Source organism: Psychroflexus aurantiacus (assembly GCF_010820555.1).
Taxonomy (GTDB): domain Bacteria; phylum Bacteroidota; class Bacteroidia; order Flavobacteriales; family Flavobacteriaceae; genus Psychroflexus; species Psychroflexus aurantiacus.
In genome coordinates this window covers 170,043-188,747 of record NZ_JAAIKD010000001.1, presented here as the reverse complement: position 1 = coordinate 188,747, position 18,705 = coordinate 170,043, and the positions used below count along the sequence as shown (strand labels likewise).

Here is an 18,705-nt window from a genome sequence, read left to right as displayed (position 1 = left end):
CTACCTCTCACTTTAATATCACTTATGTTAGCTAGTTCTTGTGTGCAGAAAGCAGAATCTTTAAAAGTTGAAGTGGTTGAAACCTCCAGGAGCGGAAATAAACTCACTCAAATCGATTCATTCAGCTCAGCTGCTGATACTATCTCTAAAGTCAGTTTAAACCCTAAAAAAACTTTTCAAACCTTTACGGGCTTTGGGGGGTCATTTACGGAGTCTTCCGCTTATCTTTTGAATCAGTTAGGGAAAGAAAATCGTCAAAAAATCATTGATGCTTATTTTGCAGATAGTGGTGCGCGCTATTCTTTAACCCGGACTCATATGAATTCAAGTGACTTTTCACTTGATCAGTATTCGTATGCCCCAGTGGAGGGTGATACCTTGTTGAAGCACTTCAGTATTGAAGAAGACAGAGGCGATATTATTCCGATGATCAAAGACGCTATGGCAGCATCCACAGAAGGGTTTAATATCATTTCATCTCCCTGGACGGCTCCGCCCTGGATGAAAACCAACAACGCCTGGGTAGGGGGAGAATTAAAACGAGAACATTACGATACCTGGGCCTTATTCTTTTCAAAATATGCCGATGCTTACAAAGCTGAAGGCATCGATATCTGGGGCTTCACGGTTGAAAATGAACCGCACGGAAACGGGAATAATTGGGAGAGTATGCATTATACACCTGAAGAAATGACCGAATTTGTAAGAGACTACCTCGGTCCTCAACTTGAAAAAGACGGTAAAGGAGACTTGAAAATCCTGGGTTACGATCAAAACAGAGAGGGCATCAGGGAATGGGTAGATGTGATGTATAAAAATGAGGCCAATGCTAAATACTACGATGGCACAGCCATACACTGGTATGAAAGTACCTTTAAAGTTTTCCCTGAAGCCTTGCAGTATGCACATGAAAAAGCTCCTGATAAATACCTGATCCAGACCGAGGCTTGCGTCGATGCGGAAGTACCTAAATGGCAGGATGACGACTGGTACTGGCAAAAAGAAGCTACTGACTGGGGCTGGGACTGGGCGCCGGAAGACCAGAAGCATCTGCACCCCAAATACCGCCCGGTGTATCGCTATGCCAGAGATATCATAGGTTGTATGAACAACTGGGTAGATGGCTGGGTAGACTGGAATATGGTACTCAACCGTCAGGGCGGTCCCAACTGGTTTGAAAACTGGTGTGTGGCACCGGTTATCGTAGATCCCGATCAGGATGAAGTTTACTTTACGCCTTTGTATTATACCATGGCGCACTTCAGTAAATACATAAGACCCGGGGCAAAACGCATCGCTTTTGAATCTACAGATAAGGACTTACAGGTTAGTGCTGCGACCAATCCGGATGGAAGTCATGTAGTCATTGTATTCAACCCGTCTAAAGCGGAAAAAGTATTTGACCTTCAATTGGATGAAGCTGTTAAAAGGCTATCCATTAGTCCGCAGGCTATCCAAACCATCACACTCAAAAATTAAATCTATTTTCCATGTCTGAAATAAAAACACCAGCACAAGACAAAGTACCCATAGGCCAGAAAGCTGCTTTTGGAGCAGGTCATTTTGTTCTCAATTTACTACCAGGGGCTTTAGCTGTTTTCATGTTTTTTTTAGTTACAGCATTTGGAATGGATCCATTTTTAGCAGGTTTGTTAGGTGGCATACCAAGAATATTTGATGCTCTTACAGATCCCATCATGGGTTTTATTTCTGATAATACAAAGTCTAAATGGGGAAGAAGAAGACCTTATATATTTTTTGGTGCTATTTTAAGCGGAATATTGTTTGCGCTTTTATTTCAGTTAAGTGAGGATAATTCTGTATTGTTCAACTTTTGGTACTTCCTAATGATGTCTTTATTCTTTTTAGTAGGAAACACCATGTTTGCTACACCTTTGGTGGGCTTAGGGTATGAAATGACACCAGACTATAATGAACGAACCCGTTTAATGGCATTTGCAAATACTGTTGGCCAAATTGCCTGGATGCTTGTACCCTGGTTTTGGGTCGTTATTGCAGATCCTACTGTATTTCCATTAAGCGAGGAGACGTTAAGAATGATTGGAGAATTAGGACTATCCGGAGAGGAGTTACAAAAGTTGACAGATGAAAAGTTACAGGCAACAGGTGTTCGTAAATTATCTTTACTTGTAGGATTAACATGTGCAGCTATAGGAATCTTACCTGCTTTTTTCTGTAAAGGTATGGATGCAGGTGACATGAAAGATAGGAAGAAAATAAGCTTAAGAACCTTGTCATCCACGTTCAAAGACTTATTTAAAGGAATTAAGGAAGTCTCACAAAGCAAGCCTTTCATGAAATTATGTGGTGCTACATTCCTGGTATTTAATGGATTTCAGATTGTGGCCTCATTTAGCTTTTTCATCATTGTATTTTATATTTATAATGGAGATTATGGACAAGCTCAAACCTGGCCTGCCTGGTTTGCATCCATTACAGCTTTACTTACTGCTTTTTTGGTGATTCCTATTATTTCTAAAATTGCGAATAGGTATGGAAAGCGAAATGCTTTTCTTATTTCCACAGTCATTTCAATTTTAGGCTATATTTTAAAATGGTGGGGATTTGACAATTCTTTAAATGCAAGGTTCAATCAATCCAATATAGGTCAGAGCTTAAACAGCTTTGTGGCTTCAGTCTTCGAAACCCTTAATCCTTTTTTAGAAAGTATAAATATGTCATGGTTCAGTCTGGATATGAGTCAAGGTGCTCCTTGGTTAATGTTTCTGCCTATTCCTTTTATGGCTTTTGGCTTAGGAGGATTATTTACCTTAATGATGAGTATGACTGCAGATGTCTGTGATCTGGATGAACTGGAGAATGGTTTACCTCGGAAAGAAGGTACCTTTGGGGCGATTTACTGGTGGATGGTGAAAGTTGGCCAGGCTCTAGCTTTGGTATTGAGTGGAGCGATATTGACTTTAGTAGGTTTTGATGAAGGCGCGGTTTCTCAGACATTAGAAACCATGAACAGACTAAGAATTGCAGATATCATTGTGCCAGTCTCAACAGCAGCTGTAGCTTTTATCGTCATGTGGCGTTATGATTTAGATGAAAAACGCGTGAGAGAAATTGGGGCCGAACTCAAGAAAAGAAAGGCACTGCCAAAACGAACGAGCTCCTCTTATCATGCTCAGAACCTGCTTTCACTGACTTCCTTACAAATGGCTCCGGATTTTAAATACGATATCGATTTCTCATCAAAATCCATGGATGACATGACCAGCCTTTTTTCGAATACGCTCCATAAAGGCATGCATGGTCTGTGCTTTAGTCCATACGAAGAAGGTCAGGATATAGAGGATGTGCTCTCTGAAGAACAAATCATAAGACGGGTTGATATCGTTAAACCTTACACCAACTGGTTAAGATCTTTTTCATGTACCGGAGGAAACGAATATATCCCTCAGGTCGCCAAAAGAGCTGGTCTAAAAACCATGGCTGGTGCCTGGATTAGCGATGATAAAAAGCAGAACCAAACCGAAATTGAAGAATTGATTAAACTTGGCAAGGCGGGGCATGTAGATATTGCTGTAGTCGGTAACGAAGTGCTTCTTCGTGAAGAACTTACAGAAGAAGAACTTTTAGCTTATATCGAAATCGTCAAAAAAGCACTTCCAGGTATCCCGGTGGGTTATGTCGATGCGTATTCCCTATTTACTGAAAGCTCGTCGCTTATAGAGGCCTGTGATGTGATTTTAATCAACTGTTATCCGTTCTGGGAAGGTGCAGAAATCGAATTAGCAACTTCTTATTTACGGGAAATGTACTCACTCGTTAAAGCGAAAGCAAAAGGCAAACCGGTTATGATTGCTGAAACAGGCTGGCCGGGCCAGGGAGAAAATACCGGGAAAGCCATTCCTACCCGGCTCAATGCGATGAAATACTTCATCAATGTCAATAACTGGGCGAATCAGGAACATATAGACTTATTTTATTTCTCATCTTTTGATGAATCCTGGAAAACACGTCATGAAGGGGATGTTGGCCAGCGATGGGGAATATGGGATAAAAACGAAACACTTAAATACAAGTAAATCATGTCGTACAGAGAAGAACAACAGGTAACAGAGCAACAGGAGCAATTTTTAGCTTCACTACAGCACTCAGGTATAGCTCCTGAGATGTCGAAAAAGGAATTCAATGAGCTATTCAAATCCATTATGAAAGATGGATTTCACGGTATTTGCTTTAGCATGTATGAAGACGGGCAAAAACCAGGGGACCATATTAGCCAGATACAGGTTCGACGACGTATGAACATTTTAAAACCACACGTCAGCTGGGTGCGTTCGTTTTCCTGTATTGAAGGCAATGAATTTGTTCCAAAAATAGCCAAAGAACTCGGCCTTAAAACATTGGTAGGAGCATGGATTAGCGACGACAAAGAAAAGAACAGAGAAGAACTGGATGCACTAATAAAAATGGCAAATGAGGGTATGGTGGATATTGCTGCTGTTGGCAATGAAGTTTTATATCGAAATGATATACCCCTTGAAGAATTAAAAGAACATATTGAAGAGGTGAAGCGTTCCATACCTTCCCATATTCCGGTAGGTTATGTGGATGCTTATTATGAATTTGCAGTGCATCCGGACCTTACAGATTTGTGTGATGTTATACTATCTAACTGTTATCCGTTCTGGGAGAAATGTCATCACGATTATGCATTGACCCATATGCAGCAAATGTATGGCCAGGCTTTACAGGCGGCTAGAGGTAAAAAAGTAATTATTACCGAAACAGGTTGGCCAAGCGCCGGAGAAAGTTTAGGGGCAGCGGAACCCTCTACTGAAAACGCCTTAAAGTACTTCATAAATACCCAGTTATGGTGTAAAAAGGCAGGTATTGAAAGCTTTTATTTTTCATCCTTTGATGAATCCTGGAAAGTTGGCGCTGAGGGCGTAGTTGGCGCTTACTGGGGAATATGGGACAAACTGGAAAAACTGAAGTACTGATAAGGGGTTGAGCTTATAACCCATACAGTACCAATACATTATCAGATTGATCAAAATATAATGTTGTATGAATTTTGTAGTGGTATTATTGTTAGGTTTTTGTATTTTTAAAGTTATATTTATGAATTACTAATTTATTATTAACGAAAAATAAAAACTATGAAAAAAATTACATTTTTATTTATGATGTTGTTAATATCGACATTTGGGTTTTCTCAGCAAACTGTTATTCAGGATTTTGAAGACGGTGGATTAGGAGAACCTTTTGGAAGCGCTTCTGCTTCAATTGTAGCTGACCCGGAAACAGGAGGCACAAGAGGGGATGTTGCGGTACTTACTTCAAATCCTGCAGGAAATGTTTGGCAAGGTGTCAATATTTCTTTTTTTACAGCGAATAAAGTTGAATTAACAAGTGATAAGACTATGTCTATGGATGTTTATTCAACTACTCCTATTACGATAGCTCCAAAAGTTATTAATGGAGATGGTGCTCCGGATTCTACGACCTCAGTTTCACATACCGGGTCTGGTTGGGAAACCCTGACATTTACCTTTGATCAGGGACTTGATAACACGACTACTGCTAACGGAGTTTATGGCGCTTTTGTAATTTATTACAACTGGGATACGAGCTCTAATAATTTTGGAACACAGGACAGTCGTGTGTTTTACGTTGATAACATTACTGGAAATGCAGTGGTAGATACGTGTAGCAACGGGGTACAGGATGGTGATGAGACTGATGTTGACTGCGGAGGTTCATGTGCACCATGTGCTAATCCTCCTGTTAGCGCAGCTCCAACCCCAACAGTACCTGCAAGCGATGTTATATCTTTGTTTAGTGATGCATATGCAGATGTTACTGTAACAACATGGTCTGCAGATTGGGATTCTGCAGATATTGAAGATGTTTTAGTAGAAGGAAATGCTACAAAGAAAATTACGTTTGGAGGATTTTTAGGAGTTGATTTTTCCGCGAATGCGTTTGATGCTTCTCAAATGACTCATTTTCATATGGACTATTGGATTGATGCGGATTTTACAAACAAGGTTTTTAATCCAAAATGGTCGAATCACCAAAATGGTAATGGAGAAACTAATGCTTACGATTACAATAATGAAATTGATCAGCAAACTCCAGGTCAGTGGTTAAGTTTAGATATTCCACTTTCAGATTTTACTCCTGTTAATGGAGCTGACAGAAGCGCATTTGCCCAATTTTTGATTACCTCAAATATTGGTGGTTCAGCCTATGTTGACAATATTTATCTGTACAGCAATGTATCTTTAAGCAACGATTCCTTTAGCAAAGCTGAATTTAAGTCTTATCCAAACCCTACTCAGGATGTTTGGACCATTAAGACCACAGAGAACATCAAAACAGTCCAGATTTTCAATGTCACTGGACGTTTGGTAAAAGACATGGAAGTGAACGCTTCTGAAGTTATGATCAATGCGAATGATTTAGCAAATGGAATTTACTTAGCTAAAATTTCAAATGAATTTGATCAAACCAAAACGATTAAATTAATAAAGGAATAAATTTATTAACTTATTAAAATAGCGTATGTTTGGTAAAATCAAGCATACGCTTTTTCTTATGGTCACTTTAAAAGAACTTGCCAAACAACTCAATGTTTCTGTCTCTACGGTTTCCAAAGCACTTCATGATGCTAAAGATATAGGTGAAGATACTAAGAAGAGAATAAAAGAAGCAGCAGAACTGTACAACTACAGACCCAATAAGACCGCTCTGGCTCTTAAGGTCAATAAAACCAATACCATTGGTGTAGTTGTTCCCGACATTTTAAATCCTTTCTTCGCGAAAGTCCTTCATGGTATTGAAGAGTTTGCAACGACAAAGGGTTATGACACCATTATATGTGTGAGCCACGAGCAGCTTAAAAAAGAAGCGAAAAGCGTTGAACTCATGCTGCAGGGTCGTGTGGATGGGTTTATTATTTCACTTTCCACAGAAACCCTTTCCAGGGAAGATTTCGTGCATTTAGATCAGATCAGTCTCAATAAAAAAGGCCTTGTGCTGTTCGACAGGACCACTTCTGAAATTGAATGTGATAAAGTAGTGATCAACGATCAAAAGGCGATGTACGATGCGACACGAATTCTGATTTCCAAGAAAAAAACCAAAATCGCTTTTGTGAGTTCAATTGAAGACCTGCCAATTGGTTTGCTCAGAAAGGGGGGGTATCAGCAAGCACTGATAGATCATGGCATAGAGCCGGATACGAATCTGGAACTGGATCTTACGGGATCCTCTCAGCCGCATAGTTTAATCAATGGCTTTTTAGCCTTAAATGAATTTGATGCGGTTATTTCTGCAGACAATACTTCCTCGTTGATGTTTCAGAGCATCGTGAAATCCGAAAAGCCGGAACTGACAGATGACATCATGCTTATAGGATTTTCAGACGAAAAAAATGCCTTATTAAGTTATCCCAAGCTCAATTATATCGATCAAAAAGCGATGAAAATCGGTGAAAAAGCCGCCGAAATGCTGATTAGCCGCTTAGAATCCAAAGACTCCAAAGGAAAACCAAAAACATTCGATATGCCGTTTGAAATTCATATTGCTTAATCTGCAAGTATTGAATTTTTGCATAGTTTAGTTATCAGCCTTAGCGTCACTTAGTGAAAATTGGCAAAATTAGCTTTAAGCCTCTTAAACCATACTCGTTTTAAGCCCAAATTTAAGTTAGAATGAAAATCATCAAAGAATTTAAAGAATTTGCCATTAAGGGCAATATGTTCGATATGGCTATAGGTATCGTTATTGGTACAGCTTTTAGCAAAATTGTCACTTCTTTAGTCAATGACCTGTTTATGCCCTTACTGGGGTCCATTTTGGGTAATGTCAATTTCAAAGCCCTGAAAATCGTTCTTAAAAATGAAGTTGAACAAGAGGGAGTAATTATCCAGCCAGCCATAGAATTGACTTACGGTAATTTTATTCAAACGGGTATAGATTTTCTAATTATCGCAGTCTGTATTTTTCTGGTGATTAAAGGCTTAAATCGTCTAAGAACCAAATCAGAAGATGAAAAAAATCCCAAAGTGGCTACGCCAAAAGATATTGAGTTATTAGCTGAGATTCGGGATTTGCTCAAAGAGCAGAAGAGGACTTAAATTACAGCCTTATTTAAAGCGTTTCCGGATCACACAATCCTAAACAAAATCCCAAACTTTAGTATATTTACTGTCTAAATAAAATTGATATGGGATTTGTTACTGCTGCTGAAATTGCCAGGGGACTCAACTTTTCCAAGTTTGGAATTTTGGGTAATGTGATGAGTAGTTTCATCATGCAGGCCACACGCATTTCGGAGTTGAATGATATTTATGATCAGTATGCGCATCTGGAGGGTGTTGAATTTATAGACGCAGTCTTGCTTCATCTCGATATTCAGTTTGAAATTCCCGAAAAAGACCTGAAACGCGTTCCGAAAACAGGTCCTTTTGTCACCATTTCCAACCATCCGCTGGGTGCTGTAGATGGTCTTATTTTACTCAAATTACTGCTGGAACAGCGACCGGATTATAAAGTGGTGGCCAATTTTTTGCTGCATCGCTTAGTGCCGCTGCAGCCTTATGTGATGCCGGTCAATCCTTTTGAAACCAGAAAAGATGCCAAATCCAGTGTGTCAGGGATTAAACAGGCCTTGTCCCATATCCAGTCAGGGAGTCCTTTTGGCGTTTTTCCTGCGGGTGAAGTATCCACGCATCTGGAGGAGCGTAAGGTGGTGGATAAGCCATGGTCCGGCGAAGCGATGCGATTGATTAAAAAGGTACAGGTTCCTGTCATTCCTGTTTACTTTCATGCTAAAAATTCAGCTTCTTTTTACCGTTTAGCCAAGTTGAATGATAATTTAAGAACCGCTAAGCTTCCCGGTGAAATGCTCAAACAAAGCCACAGACCTATTCGCGTAAGAATTGGAAATTCGATTTCAGTTCAGGATCAAAATGCTTTTGAAGACCTCACAGCCTATTCTAATTTCCTGAGACAGAAAACCTATTTTCTGGCGAACTCCTACGAAAAAAGGAATCTGCTTGAAAATATACCCAAGCAAATTAAATTTCCTCTGAAGCGGCCTCCTAAGTCCATCGCCGATGAAATCGATTGTGAAGCTCTGGCAAGAGAGGTACAAAACTGCAGGGATCAATCCCGAAGGCTTCTCGTGAGTAATAACTACGAAGTCTTTATTGCGGAGCGTAAAGATATCCCCAACATAGTTTTGGAAATTGGAAGGCTTCGGGAAATCACCTTCAGAACGGTGGGCGAAGGCACCAATAAGTCTTTAGATTTAGATAAATATGATGACTATTATCAGCACATGTTTTTATGGGATCACCAGGCCAAAAAACTGGTCGGAGCTTATAGGATGGGTCTGGGTAGTCAGATTTATGAGAAGTATGGCATTGATGGATTTTACCTCAACGAGTTGTTCCGCTTCGAACCGGAGCTTTATAAAATCATGAGCGAATCCATAGAAATGGGCAGAGCTTTTATCATCGCCGAGTATCAGCAAAAACCCATGCCCTTGTTTTTACTCTGGAAAGGGATTGTACATTGTACCCTGAGGTATCCGGAGCATAAATACCTGATTGGGGGTGTCAGCATCAGTAACAAGTTTTCGAAATTTTCTAAATCGATGATGATTGAATTTATGAAATCGAATTATTACGACCCGTATATGGCTCAGTACGTCAGGCCTAAAAAAGAATTTAAAGTCAAACTTAAGGATGTTGATAAGGATTTTATCTTCGATTCTGCTAAAGCTGACTTGTCTAAATTCGATAAAATCATTGATGAAATAGAGCCTGGAAACCTGAGGCTTCCTGTGCTGATTAAAAAATACATCAAACAAAATGCGAAAGTGGTCGCTTTCAACGTGGATCCGCTTTTCAACAACTCGGTAGATGGGTTGATGTACATTCGCATAGAAGACATTCCGGAAAGCACCGTAAAACCTGTGATGGAAGAATTTCAGGCAGAATTAGAGAAACAGATTAAAAATTAAACCCATTCCTTATGTCAACTATTTTTTCAAAAATTATTTCAGGAGAAGTCCCTGCGCATAAAGTAGCGGAAACCGATGAATTTTTGGCGTTTTTGGATATCAACCCCAATGCCAAAGGCCACACGCTATGCATTCCGAAGAAGGAAGTCAATAAGATATTCGACCTGGATGATCAAACCTATTTGGATTTGATGGCATTTTCAAAAAAAGTAGCTCATGCACTGGAGTCTGCTATCGACTGTAAGCGCGTAGGCATGTCTGTTGTTGGTCTGGAAGTGCCGCATGTGCATGTTCACCTGATTCCTATAAATACCATGGACGATATGCGTTTTGAGAAGAAAGATTCTTTTTCTGAAGACGAGTTGAAGTCTATTGCCAAATCGATAAGCGAAAATGTAAGGTTATAAATGCTGGAAATCGAACGTAAATTTTTAGTCAGTTCTGACGCTTTTAAAAAAGAAGCCTTCAAAACCAGCTTTATTGCTCAGGGATTTCTAAACTCGAATAAATCCCGAACGGTTAGGATTCGCATCACCGATGACAAAGGATTTCTTACGATAAAAGGTCAGAGTTCAGATTCCGGACTTTCGAGATTTGAATGGGAACGGGAAATCCCTAAGGGAGAAGCCAAAGCCTTACTTGAGCTTTGTGAACCCGGGCACATAGAAAAAACACGTTACTATCTGAATGCAGATCCTCACGTATTTGAAGTCGACGAGTTTTACGGTAAAAACGAAGGCCTCATCGTCGCTGAGGTTGAATTGTCCTCTGAAGACGAAACTTTCCAAAAACCGGAGTGGCTGGGAGAAGAGGTGACAGGTGATGCTAAGTATTACAATTCCATGCTTTCTAAGCATCCTTACTCAGAGTGGTAAATAAAAGAACTGTTTCAAATCTTATAAATTGTCACCTTAAACCTGCCTGAAAAATAAAGTCAGGCAGGTTCAGAATGACAAGAAGACTGGTTTTGAAACAGGCTTCTAATTTTACTTTTGGTTGTTTTTCGCTTCAATACTTAAGGTAGCATGCGGTACCAGAACCAATCGTTCCTTACGAATCAATTTTCCGGTTTCACGGCAAATACCGTAGGTCTTATTTTCGATGCGAATCAAAGCATTTTGAAGGTCACGGATAAATTTACCTTGCCTAATCGCCAGTTGTGAATTGGCTTCTTTACTCAAGGTATTGCTGCCATCATCAAAAGATTTAAACGTAGGCGCGGTGTCTTCTGTATCGTTGCTACTGCCATTTTTGTAAGCGTCTTCGTAAGTTTGGAGCTGCTTCTTCGCTTTCTCGATTTTCTCCAGAATCAACTTTTTGAATTCTGCAAGATCTTGATCAGAATAGCGCTCTTTATTTGTAGTTTGTTCTGCCATTTTAAGTTAGTTTTTCAATTGCTAAAACGGTCTGGATATCATCAAATTCTATCTGTAAACCGTCTTTTACGTTTGGGGTTAAATTTATAGTATTCGTTAGTGTTTCTGTTTTTATATACTCTAAGTTTTGATGCACAGCCTCGGAAAGTTTTCCGTTTTCCTGAAGCTGAATATCGATGCGGTCTGTGACTTCAAGACCGGAGTCTTTTCTCAGATTCTGAATTCTGTTGACCAGTTCTCTGGCTATGCCTTCGTTCACTAAATCTTCGTTGAGCGTAACATCTAAAGCTACCGTGAGTCCATTTCCACTGGCTACCAGCCAGCCTTCAATATCCTGAGAAAGAATCTCGACGTCTTCAAGATTGATTTGCGTGGGTTCATCGTTCACCTTTAGCTCAATATGCTTATTTTTTTCCAATTCAGCAATGTCTTTGGCGTCCATATGCTGAATTGCCTGAGCGACATGCTTCATGTCTTTTCCGAAACGCGGCCCTAAGACTTTGAAATTAGGCTTGATATCCTTCACCAAAATACCAGACGTATCATCGATGAATTCAATCGTCTTGACATTGATTTCTGACTTGATCAGGTCTGAAACTTCAGCTATTTTTTCTTTAACTGCCGGGTCCAAAACCGGGATCATAATACGTTCCAAAGGCTGTCTCACTTTAATCATTTCCTTTTTTCTCAAGGATAAAGCCAAAGAGGATATATTTTGTGCCATCTGCATTTTATGTTCCAGATCTTTGTCGATCAACTCAGGAGTTTGCTTAGGAAAATCGGCCAAATGAACACTCTCTTTATGATTCCCCACACTAGTCGATGTTAAATCTTTGTAGAGTCGGTCTGAGAAGAAGGGTGCTACAGGTGCAGAAAGCTGCGCAATGGTTTTTAAACAGGTAAACAGGGTCTGATAAGCTGATATTTTATCGGTTTTGTAATCCCCTTTCCAGAAGCGTCTTCGGCTTAAACGCACATACCAGTTACTCATGTTTTCCTGGACAAATTCTGAAATAGCCCGCGTCGCCTTGGTCGGTTCGTAGTTGGCGTAAAATTCATCTACGGTTTGGATCAGGGTATTCAGTTCTGAAAGAATCCAGCGGTCAATTTCAGGTCGTTCTTGGCTATCGATGTCCTGTTCTTTGTACTGAAACTGATCCAGGTTGGCATACATCGAAAAGAAGGAATAGGTATTATAAAGCGTGCCGAAGAACTTTCGCTGTACTTCGCCAATGCCTTCCAGATCAAATTTCAGGTTGTCCCAGGGGTTGGCATTGGATATCATGTACCAGCGGGTGGCATCCGGGCCGTAAGTGTCCAGGGTGATAAACGGGTCTGCGGCATTGCCCAAACGTTTGGACATTTTCTGTCCGTTTTTATCTAAAACCAGGCCGTTGGAAACCACATTTTTATAAGCCACATCATCAAATATCATGGTGGCAATGGCATGCAAAGTGTAGAACCAGCCTCTGGTCTGGTCGACACCTTCTGCGATAAAGTCTGCAGACCTCCAGGTATCTTCCACTTTTTCTTTGTTTTCGAAAGGATAGTGCCACTGCGCATAAGGCATGGATCCGGAATCAAACCATACATCTATCAAATCGGCTTCACGTTTCATAGGTTGTCCTGAAGACGATACCAGGGTGATTTGATCGACTGTGTTTTTATGTAAGTCTACTTTCTCATAGTTTTCTTCGCTGAGGTTATCTACTTCGAAACCGGCAAAGGGATCTTCATCCATAACCCCGGCGTTTAGGGCTTTTTGGATTTCTGCTTTTAGCTCTTTGACAGACCCTATAATGATTTCTTCTTTGCCATCTTCGGTTCTCCAGATAGGCAGAGGGATTCCCCAGTAGCGCGATCTGGATAAATTCCAGTCGTTGGCATTGGCAAGCCAGTTTCCAAAACGGCCCTCTCCTGTTGCTGCTGGTTTCCAGTTGATGGACTTGTTGAGTTCGTGCATTCTATCCTTGAACTCGGTCACTTTTATAAACCAGGAATCCAGGGGATAATATAAAATAGGCTTATCGGTTCTCCAGCAATTGGGATAGGAGTGGACGTATTTTTCAACCAAAAAGGCTCTGTTTTCTTCTTTGAGCTGAATAGCGATTTCCACATCGACAGATTTCTCAGGGGCTTCGCCATCTTCGTAGTATTCATTTTTGACATACTTGCCAGCCAGGTGACCAGCTTCTTTACGGAATCTTCCTTTAAGATCGACCAAAGGCACCAGGTTGTCATTGTCATCTTTGACCAGAAGCCCGGGAACTTCGGGCTGGGCCTGCTTACAAACCATGGCATCATCTGCACCAAAGGTTGGCGCGGTATGCACGATCCCTGTACCGTCCTCTGTCGTGACAAAATCTCCGGCAATCACTCTAAAGGCATTTTTCGGAGAATGGTAGGGGAGAGCAAACTTCATCAGTTGTTCGTATCGAGCTTCGATGAGGCTTTCTCCTTTGAAAGACTGATCGATGTAGTAAGGTATTTTCTTGTCTCCTTCTGTGTAGTTTTTTAGTTCTTCTTCCGACTCCACCTTTACAAATTTCTTTTTGAAAAGTGAAGGAATTAATGCTTTAGCAGCAATGATATTACCGGGTTCAAAGGTGTACTGGTTATAAGTTTTTACCAGTACGTAGTCAATTTTCTTACCAATGGTAAGGGCTGTATTACTCGGCAGGGTCCAGGGCGTGGTGGTCCAGGCCAGGAAAAAAATATCACCCTCCACCTTCTGAAGGGATTCTGGTAAGGTCTCTTTGATGGCTTTAAACTGAGCGGTCACTGTCGTGTCTGAGACATCCTGATAGGTCCCGGGCTGGTTGAGCTCGTGTGAACTCAGACCTGTTCCTGCTTTTGGTGAATAAGGCTGAATGGTATAGCCTTTATAGATCAGGCCTTTTTTATAAATTTCGGAAAGCAGCCACCAGACGGTTTCCATATATTTGGATTTGTAGGTGATGTAGGGATCTTCCATATCCACCCAGTAGCCAATTTTTTTGGTCAGGTCGTTCCATACATCGGTGTACCGCATGACGGCTTCTTTGCAGGCGTTGTTGTAGTCTTCAATTGAAATTTTGGTACCGATGTCTTCTTTGGAAATTCCAAGCTCTTTCTCCACTTTGAGCTCCACGGGAAGGCCGTGAGTGTCCCAGCCCGCTTTTCGCTTAACCTGAAATCCCTTTTGAGTTTTGTAGCGGCAAAAAATATCCTTGATGCTTCTGGCCATGACATGGTGAATACCAGGCATGCCATTGGCAGATGGAGGACCTTCGAAGAAAATGAAAGGCTCTGCGCCTTCGCGCTCGTCCATGCTTTTATCGAAAATGGCATTTTCATCCCAAAAACTCGTAATGTCTTCTGCGACTTTCGGGAGGTCAAGTCCTTTATACTCAGGAAATTTCTTGCTCATTTTTGCTTTTTTTCAAATGTTTTGCAAAAATAGGGATTTTATCCAAATTGACCCCAAGTCTTGGGAAAATCTGAAATGAAGTTAGCGTTAAACTTTAGTATGTTCGCTAAGCAAGGGGTTTCGATACACCTTCAGTTTTTATCATGTAGCCAGCCCCTGCGCATTAAGCGAACTCATAACCTAAAGCAATGTATCGTTAAACCTCAAAGTCAACACAGGCAAATTCAGTTTAAACCCTAAAAAAGCGTGTCCACCACATCTTCAATTTTGGCGACGCGAATCACATTGATTTTATAATCACTGCGTGGTAATTTGCTTTGCTTGGAGATGAGGATTGAGGCAAAGCCCAGTTTTTCGGCTTCCATCACACGCTGCTCTACCCGGGTTACCGGACGAATTTCGCCCGCCAGCCCAACTTCTGCAGCAAAGCAAATGTCTTTGGAAATGGAGACGTCTTCGCTGGACGATAGAATCGCCGCCACCACCGCCAAATCTATGGCAGGATCGTCTATGCTGATGCCCCCTGTGATGTTGAGAAAAACGTCTTTGGCGCCCAGGCGGAAGCCGGCTCTTTTTTCTAAAACAGCCAGAACCATATTGAGTCGTTTGAGGTTATAGCCTGTGGCCGAACGCTGAGGAGTTCCGTAAACGGCAGAACTCACCAAAGCCTGGATCTCGATCATCATCGGGCGCATGCCTTCCAAAGTGGCTGCGATAGCCGTACCGCTTAAGTGGGTGTCGGTTTTGGAAATAAGCAAATCCGACGGGTTGGAAACCTCCACCAAACCGCCTGCCTGCATCTCGTAAATTCCAAGCTCGTGTGTGGAACCAAATCTGTTTTTGTGGGCTCTCAGGATTCTGTAGGCGTAATTCTTGTCGCCTTCAAACTGAAGAACGGTGTCCACCATATGCTCCAGCACCTTGGGCCCGGCAATGCTGCCTTCCTTATTGATGTGCCCGATAAGTATGATCGGCACGTTGGTTTCTTTGGCGTATTTGATAAGCTCCGCGGTACATTCCCGAATCTGCGAAACACTTCCCGGAGAACTTTCGACGTAGTCGGTGTGCAGGGTTTGTATGGAATCTATGATTAAGATTTCGGGTTCCAGAGCCTCGATTTGCGTAAAGATGAGCTGGGTCTTGGTTTCCGAAAGAATGTAGCAATTGGATTCTTCATTCTGAATGCGTTCTGCCCGCATTTTGATTTGCTGCTGACTTTCCTCACCTGAAACGTAAAGCACTTTTTGGCTAAAACTCAGGGACAACTGAAGCAGCAACGTACTCTTCCCGACACCGGGTTCTCCGCCAAGCAAAGTGATGCTGCCAGGGACGATGCCGCCTCCCAGAACACGGTTGAATTCCTGATTGGAAGTAGGGATTCTGATCTCTTTTCCAATCTTGATGTCATTGATGCGCTGAGGTTTGGAGATGCGTTTTGGAGCAGCAGAACTGGCAGGCTTCCAGGTCTTTTCGGGTTTGGTATCAATAACCTCTTCCACCAGGGTATTCCATTCCTTGCAGGCATTGCACTGGCCTTGCCATTTGGCGTGCTGCGCACCACAGTTCTGGCAGAAAAAAGTTGTTTTGGTTTTGGCCATGCGAGGAGATTTTTGTGTCTGAATGATTTTCTTTGACCTTACTTTCGAACGCTAATGTAAGGAAATTATCTTCTGTTGAGCAAGGGTAAAACGAGAAAGGACAAGCCTCCTAAAACGATAACCAGTCCTGTTTGAGTCCCCCACATTACCCAGCCGAAGGCTTCACCTGTCGCAGAAGAAACGCCGAAGGTGTTGAAGGCAATTCCTATGGCTATGGGATAAAGTCCAATGCCGCCATTGGTTACCGTCATGGCAAATGCCCCAAAAATAAAAGCGACAAAGATAGCTTCCAGGCCAAGCTGCTGCGTTTCTGGGAAAGCGAATTTCAGGACGTAAAACATGCCAACGTAAAGCCCCCAGATGATAAACGTGTGGATAAGGAAGTACGCTTTCTTCTTCATGGAGAATACGCTTTTCATGCCGTTAAAAAGCTCTTCTATAAAGTTTTTTAGTTTTTGAAAAAACGGGAGCCTGCTGTTTTTGATAATTCTGAAACCGACGATGAGTAATAGAATTAAAGTGATGATGACCAGCCCTCCAAAAAAAGGATTGATATTCTGACTGCTGAAAAAGGCGAAAATCTTAGCGCTTTGCGAAATGGAGGTTAAGCCAACGATGGCCAAAAGCATAAGCATATCCACTAGACGTTCAGTGATGATGGTGCCAAAGGTTTTTTCAAATTTCTCGTTTTCGTAGGAAGCCAGGGTTGCTCCTCTCAAAACTTCTCCGGACCTGGGTATGCCGAGATTGGCGAGGTAGCCAAGCATCAGGGCGAGAAAAGAATTGTAAAATTTTGGGAGAATCTGAACAGGCTCCAGTAAGAATTTCCAGCGATAAGCTCTGGACAGGTGGGATAAAACCCCCATCAACAGGGAGATAACCACCCAGATAAGGTCTACATTTTTGATATTGAGCCAAAGCTGATTCAGTTCTTCCGAAGAAAATTTCGATAAAGAATACCAAATAAAGAATACGCCTAAAGCCATTGGAGCAAAAGTCTTTATCCCTTTATTGATGGCTTTTTTCATAGGCTTACTTCAATAGATTGCTTTCGTTGGGAAAGACAAGTTTGGGTTTAAAGGTTTTGGCTTCTTCCGGGGTCATGATGGCATAGGCCATCAGGATCAAAATGTCTCCAGGAGAAACTTTTCTTGCCGCTGCACCGTTTAAAGTGATTTCCCCGCTTCCTCTTTCACCGGGAATGGCATAGGTCTCCAGGCGTTCTCCGTTGGAATTGTTGACCACTTGTATCTTTTCGCCTTCTACGATATTAGCCGCATCCATAAGATCTTCATCTATGGTGATACTGCCTATGTAGTTGAGGTCTGCACCGGTAACTTTTACGCGGTGGATTTTTGATTTTATAAGATGTATCTGCATGTTGTTTTTAATAAAGAGCCATGTTGTCTATAAGTCGCACTTCACCGAGAAAGGCAGCGATAAATGCTCTGTAATGTTCTTTGGGGTCTTTGGTTTTTGTTGGAATAAGATCCTTTTCTTTTACGATTGAAAAGTATTCGAGTTCAAAAGAAGGCTGAGCCTCGAACATGTGTTTTATCTCTTTTTCGATGCTTTCTACGGAATTGGAAGAGAACATGCTTTTGGCCTTGGTCAAAGCCTTATAAATCAATTCTGCTTCTTTGAGCTGAGCGTCATTCAGGCGATAATTCCTTGAACTTTGAGCAAGCCCAAATTCATTCCTGCTTGTAGGACAGCCTATAATCTCCACGTTTTGACCAGTAATTTCGACCAGTTTTTTAACCACCCTTAACTGCTGATAATCTTTTTCTCCAAAAAAGGCTTTGTCTGGTTTTACAATATCGAAAAGTCGCTTTAAGACACTGCCTACCCCATCAAAATGACCCGTTCTGAATTCTCCTTCCATAAAGTTGATAAAGTCACCAAATTCAAAAGCTTCGGATTCCACCTTGTCGCTATAAATCTCATTCACTTCGGGAGTGAATACGATAGTTTCGGGATTGTGAGTCTTTAGGAATTCGGCGTCTTTAGATACATTGCGCGGATATTTTTCCAAATCTGAAGCATTGTTGAACTGTGTGGGATTCACAAAAATACTTACGACAACTTTGTCGCATTGAGAATAAGCAAAGTTGATCAAAGAGAGGTGCCCTTCATGCAGGGCTCCCATGGTAGGTACAAGTCCTATTGTATTTCCCTCTTTTTTAGCGATCTCTAAAGTTTCTTGGAGAGACATTTTTGAATTTATAACCACAGGTTAAGTATCTGATTTGGATTTGCAATATTAATATTTTCGCGGGAATCCGCATAAATTTTTGTAAATTTGCC

At 41.4% G+C, this 18,705-nt stretch carries 15 protein-coding genes; 9 read left to right on the top strand and 6 right to left on the bottom strand.

All coding sequences use genetic code 11. The features are described 5' to 3' along the window. The first annotated feature begins 24 nt into the window (after positions 1 to 24). The 9 genes from G3567_RS00855 (at position 25) to G3567_RS00815 (ending at position 10,890) form a co-directional block, all read left to right on the top strand. Positions 25 to 1,479, top strand: a complete 1,455-nt coding sequence (locus G3567_RS00855) for a glycoside hydrolase family 30 protein (protein ID WP_235923417.1) — start codon at positions 25 to 27, stop codon at positions 1,477 to 1,479. 11 nt (positions 1,480 to 1,490) lie between these two features. After that, positions 1,491 to 4,058, top strand: coding sequence for an MFS transporter (locus G3567_RS00850; protein ID WP_164003281.1), 2,568 nt, complete (start codon positions 1,491 to 1,493; stop codon positions 4,056 to 4,058). A 3-nt stretch (positions 4,059 to 4,061) separates the two neighbouring features. Beyond that, entirely contained in the window at positions 4,062 to 4,979 is a 918-nt protein-coding gene (locus G3567_RS00845; RefSeq protein WP_164003280.1) for a glycoside hydrolase family 17 protein, read from the top strand. Between the two features lie 159 nt (positions 4,980 to 5,138). Next, the gene (locus G3567_RS00840) at positions 5,139 to 6,521 is read left to right on the top strand and encodes a T9SS type A sorting domain-containing protein (protein ID WP_164003279.1); all 1,383 of its coding nucleotides are present in this window, start codon (positions 5,139 to 5,141) and stop codon (positions 6,519 to 6,521) included. 25 nt (positions 6,522 to 6,546) lie between these two features. Beyond that, a complete protein-coding gene (locus G3567_RS00835; RefSeq protein WP_235923416.1) occupies positions 6,547 to 7,575 on the top strand; it encodes a LacI family DNA-binding transcriptional regulator in 1,029 nt (342 codons plus the stop codon). Positions 7,576 to 7,697: 122 nt separating this feature from the next. Beyond that, on the top strand, positions 7,698 to 8,123 hold the full coding sequence (gene mscL / locus G3567_RS00830; protein ID WP_164003278.1) for a large-conductance mechanosensitive channel protein MscL: 426 nt from the start codon (positions 7,698 to 7,700) through the stop codon (positions 8,121 to 8,123). An 89-nt stretch (positions 8,124 to 8,212) separates the two neighbouring features. Continuing rightward, positions 8,213 to 10,015: a GNAT family N-acyltransferase gene (locus G3567_RS00825; RefSeq protein WP_164003277.1), complete on the top strand. Its 1,803-nt coding sequence runs from the start codon at positions 8,213 to 8,215 to the stop codon at positions 10,013 to 10,015. A gap of 11 nt (positions 10,016 to 10,026) precedes the next feature. After that, a complete protein-coding gene (locus G3567_RS00820; protein WP_164003276.1) occupies positions 10,027 to 10,422 on the top strand; it encodes an HIT family protein in 396 nt (131 codons plus the stop codon). After that, positions 10,423 to 10,890, top strand: a complete 468-nt coding sequence (locus tag G3567_RS00815; RefSeq protein ID WP_164003275.1) for a CYTH domain-containing protein — start codon at positions 10,423 to 10,425, stop codon at positions 10,888 to 10,890. Between the two features lie 111 nt (positions 10,891 to 11,001). Here G3567_RS00815 and G3567_RS00810 read toward each other — a convergent pair whose 3' ends face one another. The 6 genes from G3567_RS00810 to panC form a co-directional block, all read right to left on the bottom strand. Beyond that, complete coding sequence (locus G3567_RS00810; RefSeq protein WP_164003274.1) at positions 11,002 to 11,391, bottom strand: TraR/DksA family transcriptional regulator; 390 nt, start codon at positions 11,389 to 11,391, stop codon at positions 11,002 to 11,004. 1 nt (position 11,392) lies between these two features. Then, positions 11,393 to 14,800, bottom strand: a complete 3,408-nt coding sequence (gene ileS, locus G3567_RS00805; protein WP_164003273.1) for an isoleucine--tRNA ligase — start codon at positions 14,798 to 14,800, stop codon at positions 11,393 to 11,395. Between the two features lie 236 nt (positions 14,801 to 15,036). Continuing rightward, positions 15,037 to 16,398 (bottom strand): DNA repair protein RadA, encoded by a 1,362-nt coding sequence (radA, locus tag G3567_RS00800; RefSeq protein WP_164003272.1) that lies wholly within the window; start codon positions 16,396 to 16,398, stop codon positions 15,037 to 15,039. A 65-nt stretch (positions 16,399 to 16,463) separates the two neighbouring features. Beyond that, the gene (locus G3567_RS00795) at positions 16,464 to 17,426 is read right to left on the bottom strand and encodes a lysylphosphatidylglycerol synthase transmembrane domain-containing protein (RefSeq protein WP_164003271.1); all 963 of its coding nucleotides are present in this window, start codon (positions 17,424 to 17,426) and stop codon (positions 16,464 to 16,466) included. Between the two features lie 4 nt (positions 17,427 to 17,430). Further along, positions 17,431 to 17,778 carry an aspartate 1-decarboxylase gene (gene panD / locus G3567_RS00790; RefSeq protein WP_164003270.1) on the bottom strand — a complete coding sequence of 116 codons (348 nt, stop codon included), beginning with the start codon at positions 17,776 to 17,778 and terminating at the stop codon, positions 17,431 to 17,433. A gap of 7 nt (positions 17,779 to 17,785) precedes the next feature. Beyond that, entirely contained in the window at positions 17,786 to 18,631 is an 846-nt protein-coding gene (gene panC, locus G3567_RS00785) for a pantoate--beta-alanine ligase (RefSeq protein WP_164003269.1), read from the bottom strand. Positions 18,632 to 18,705 lie beyond the last annotated feature (74 nt).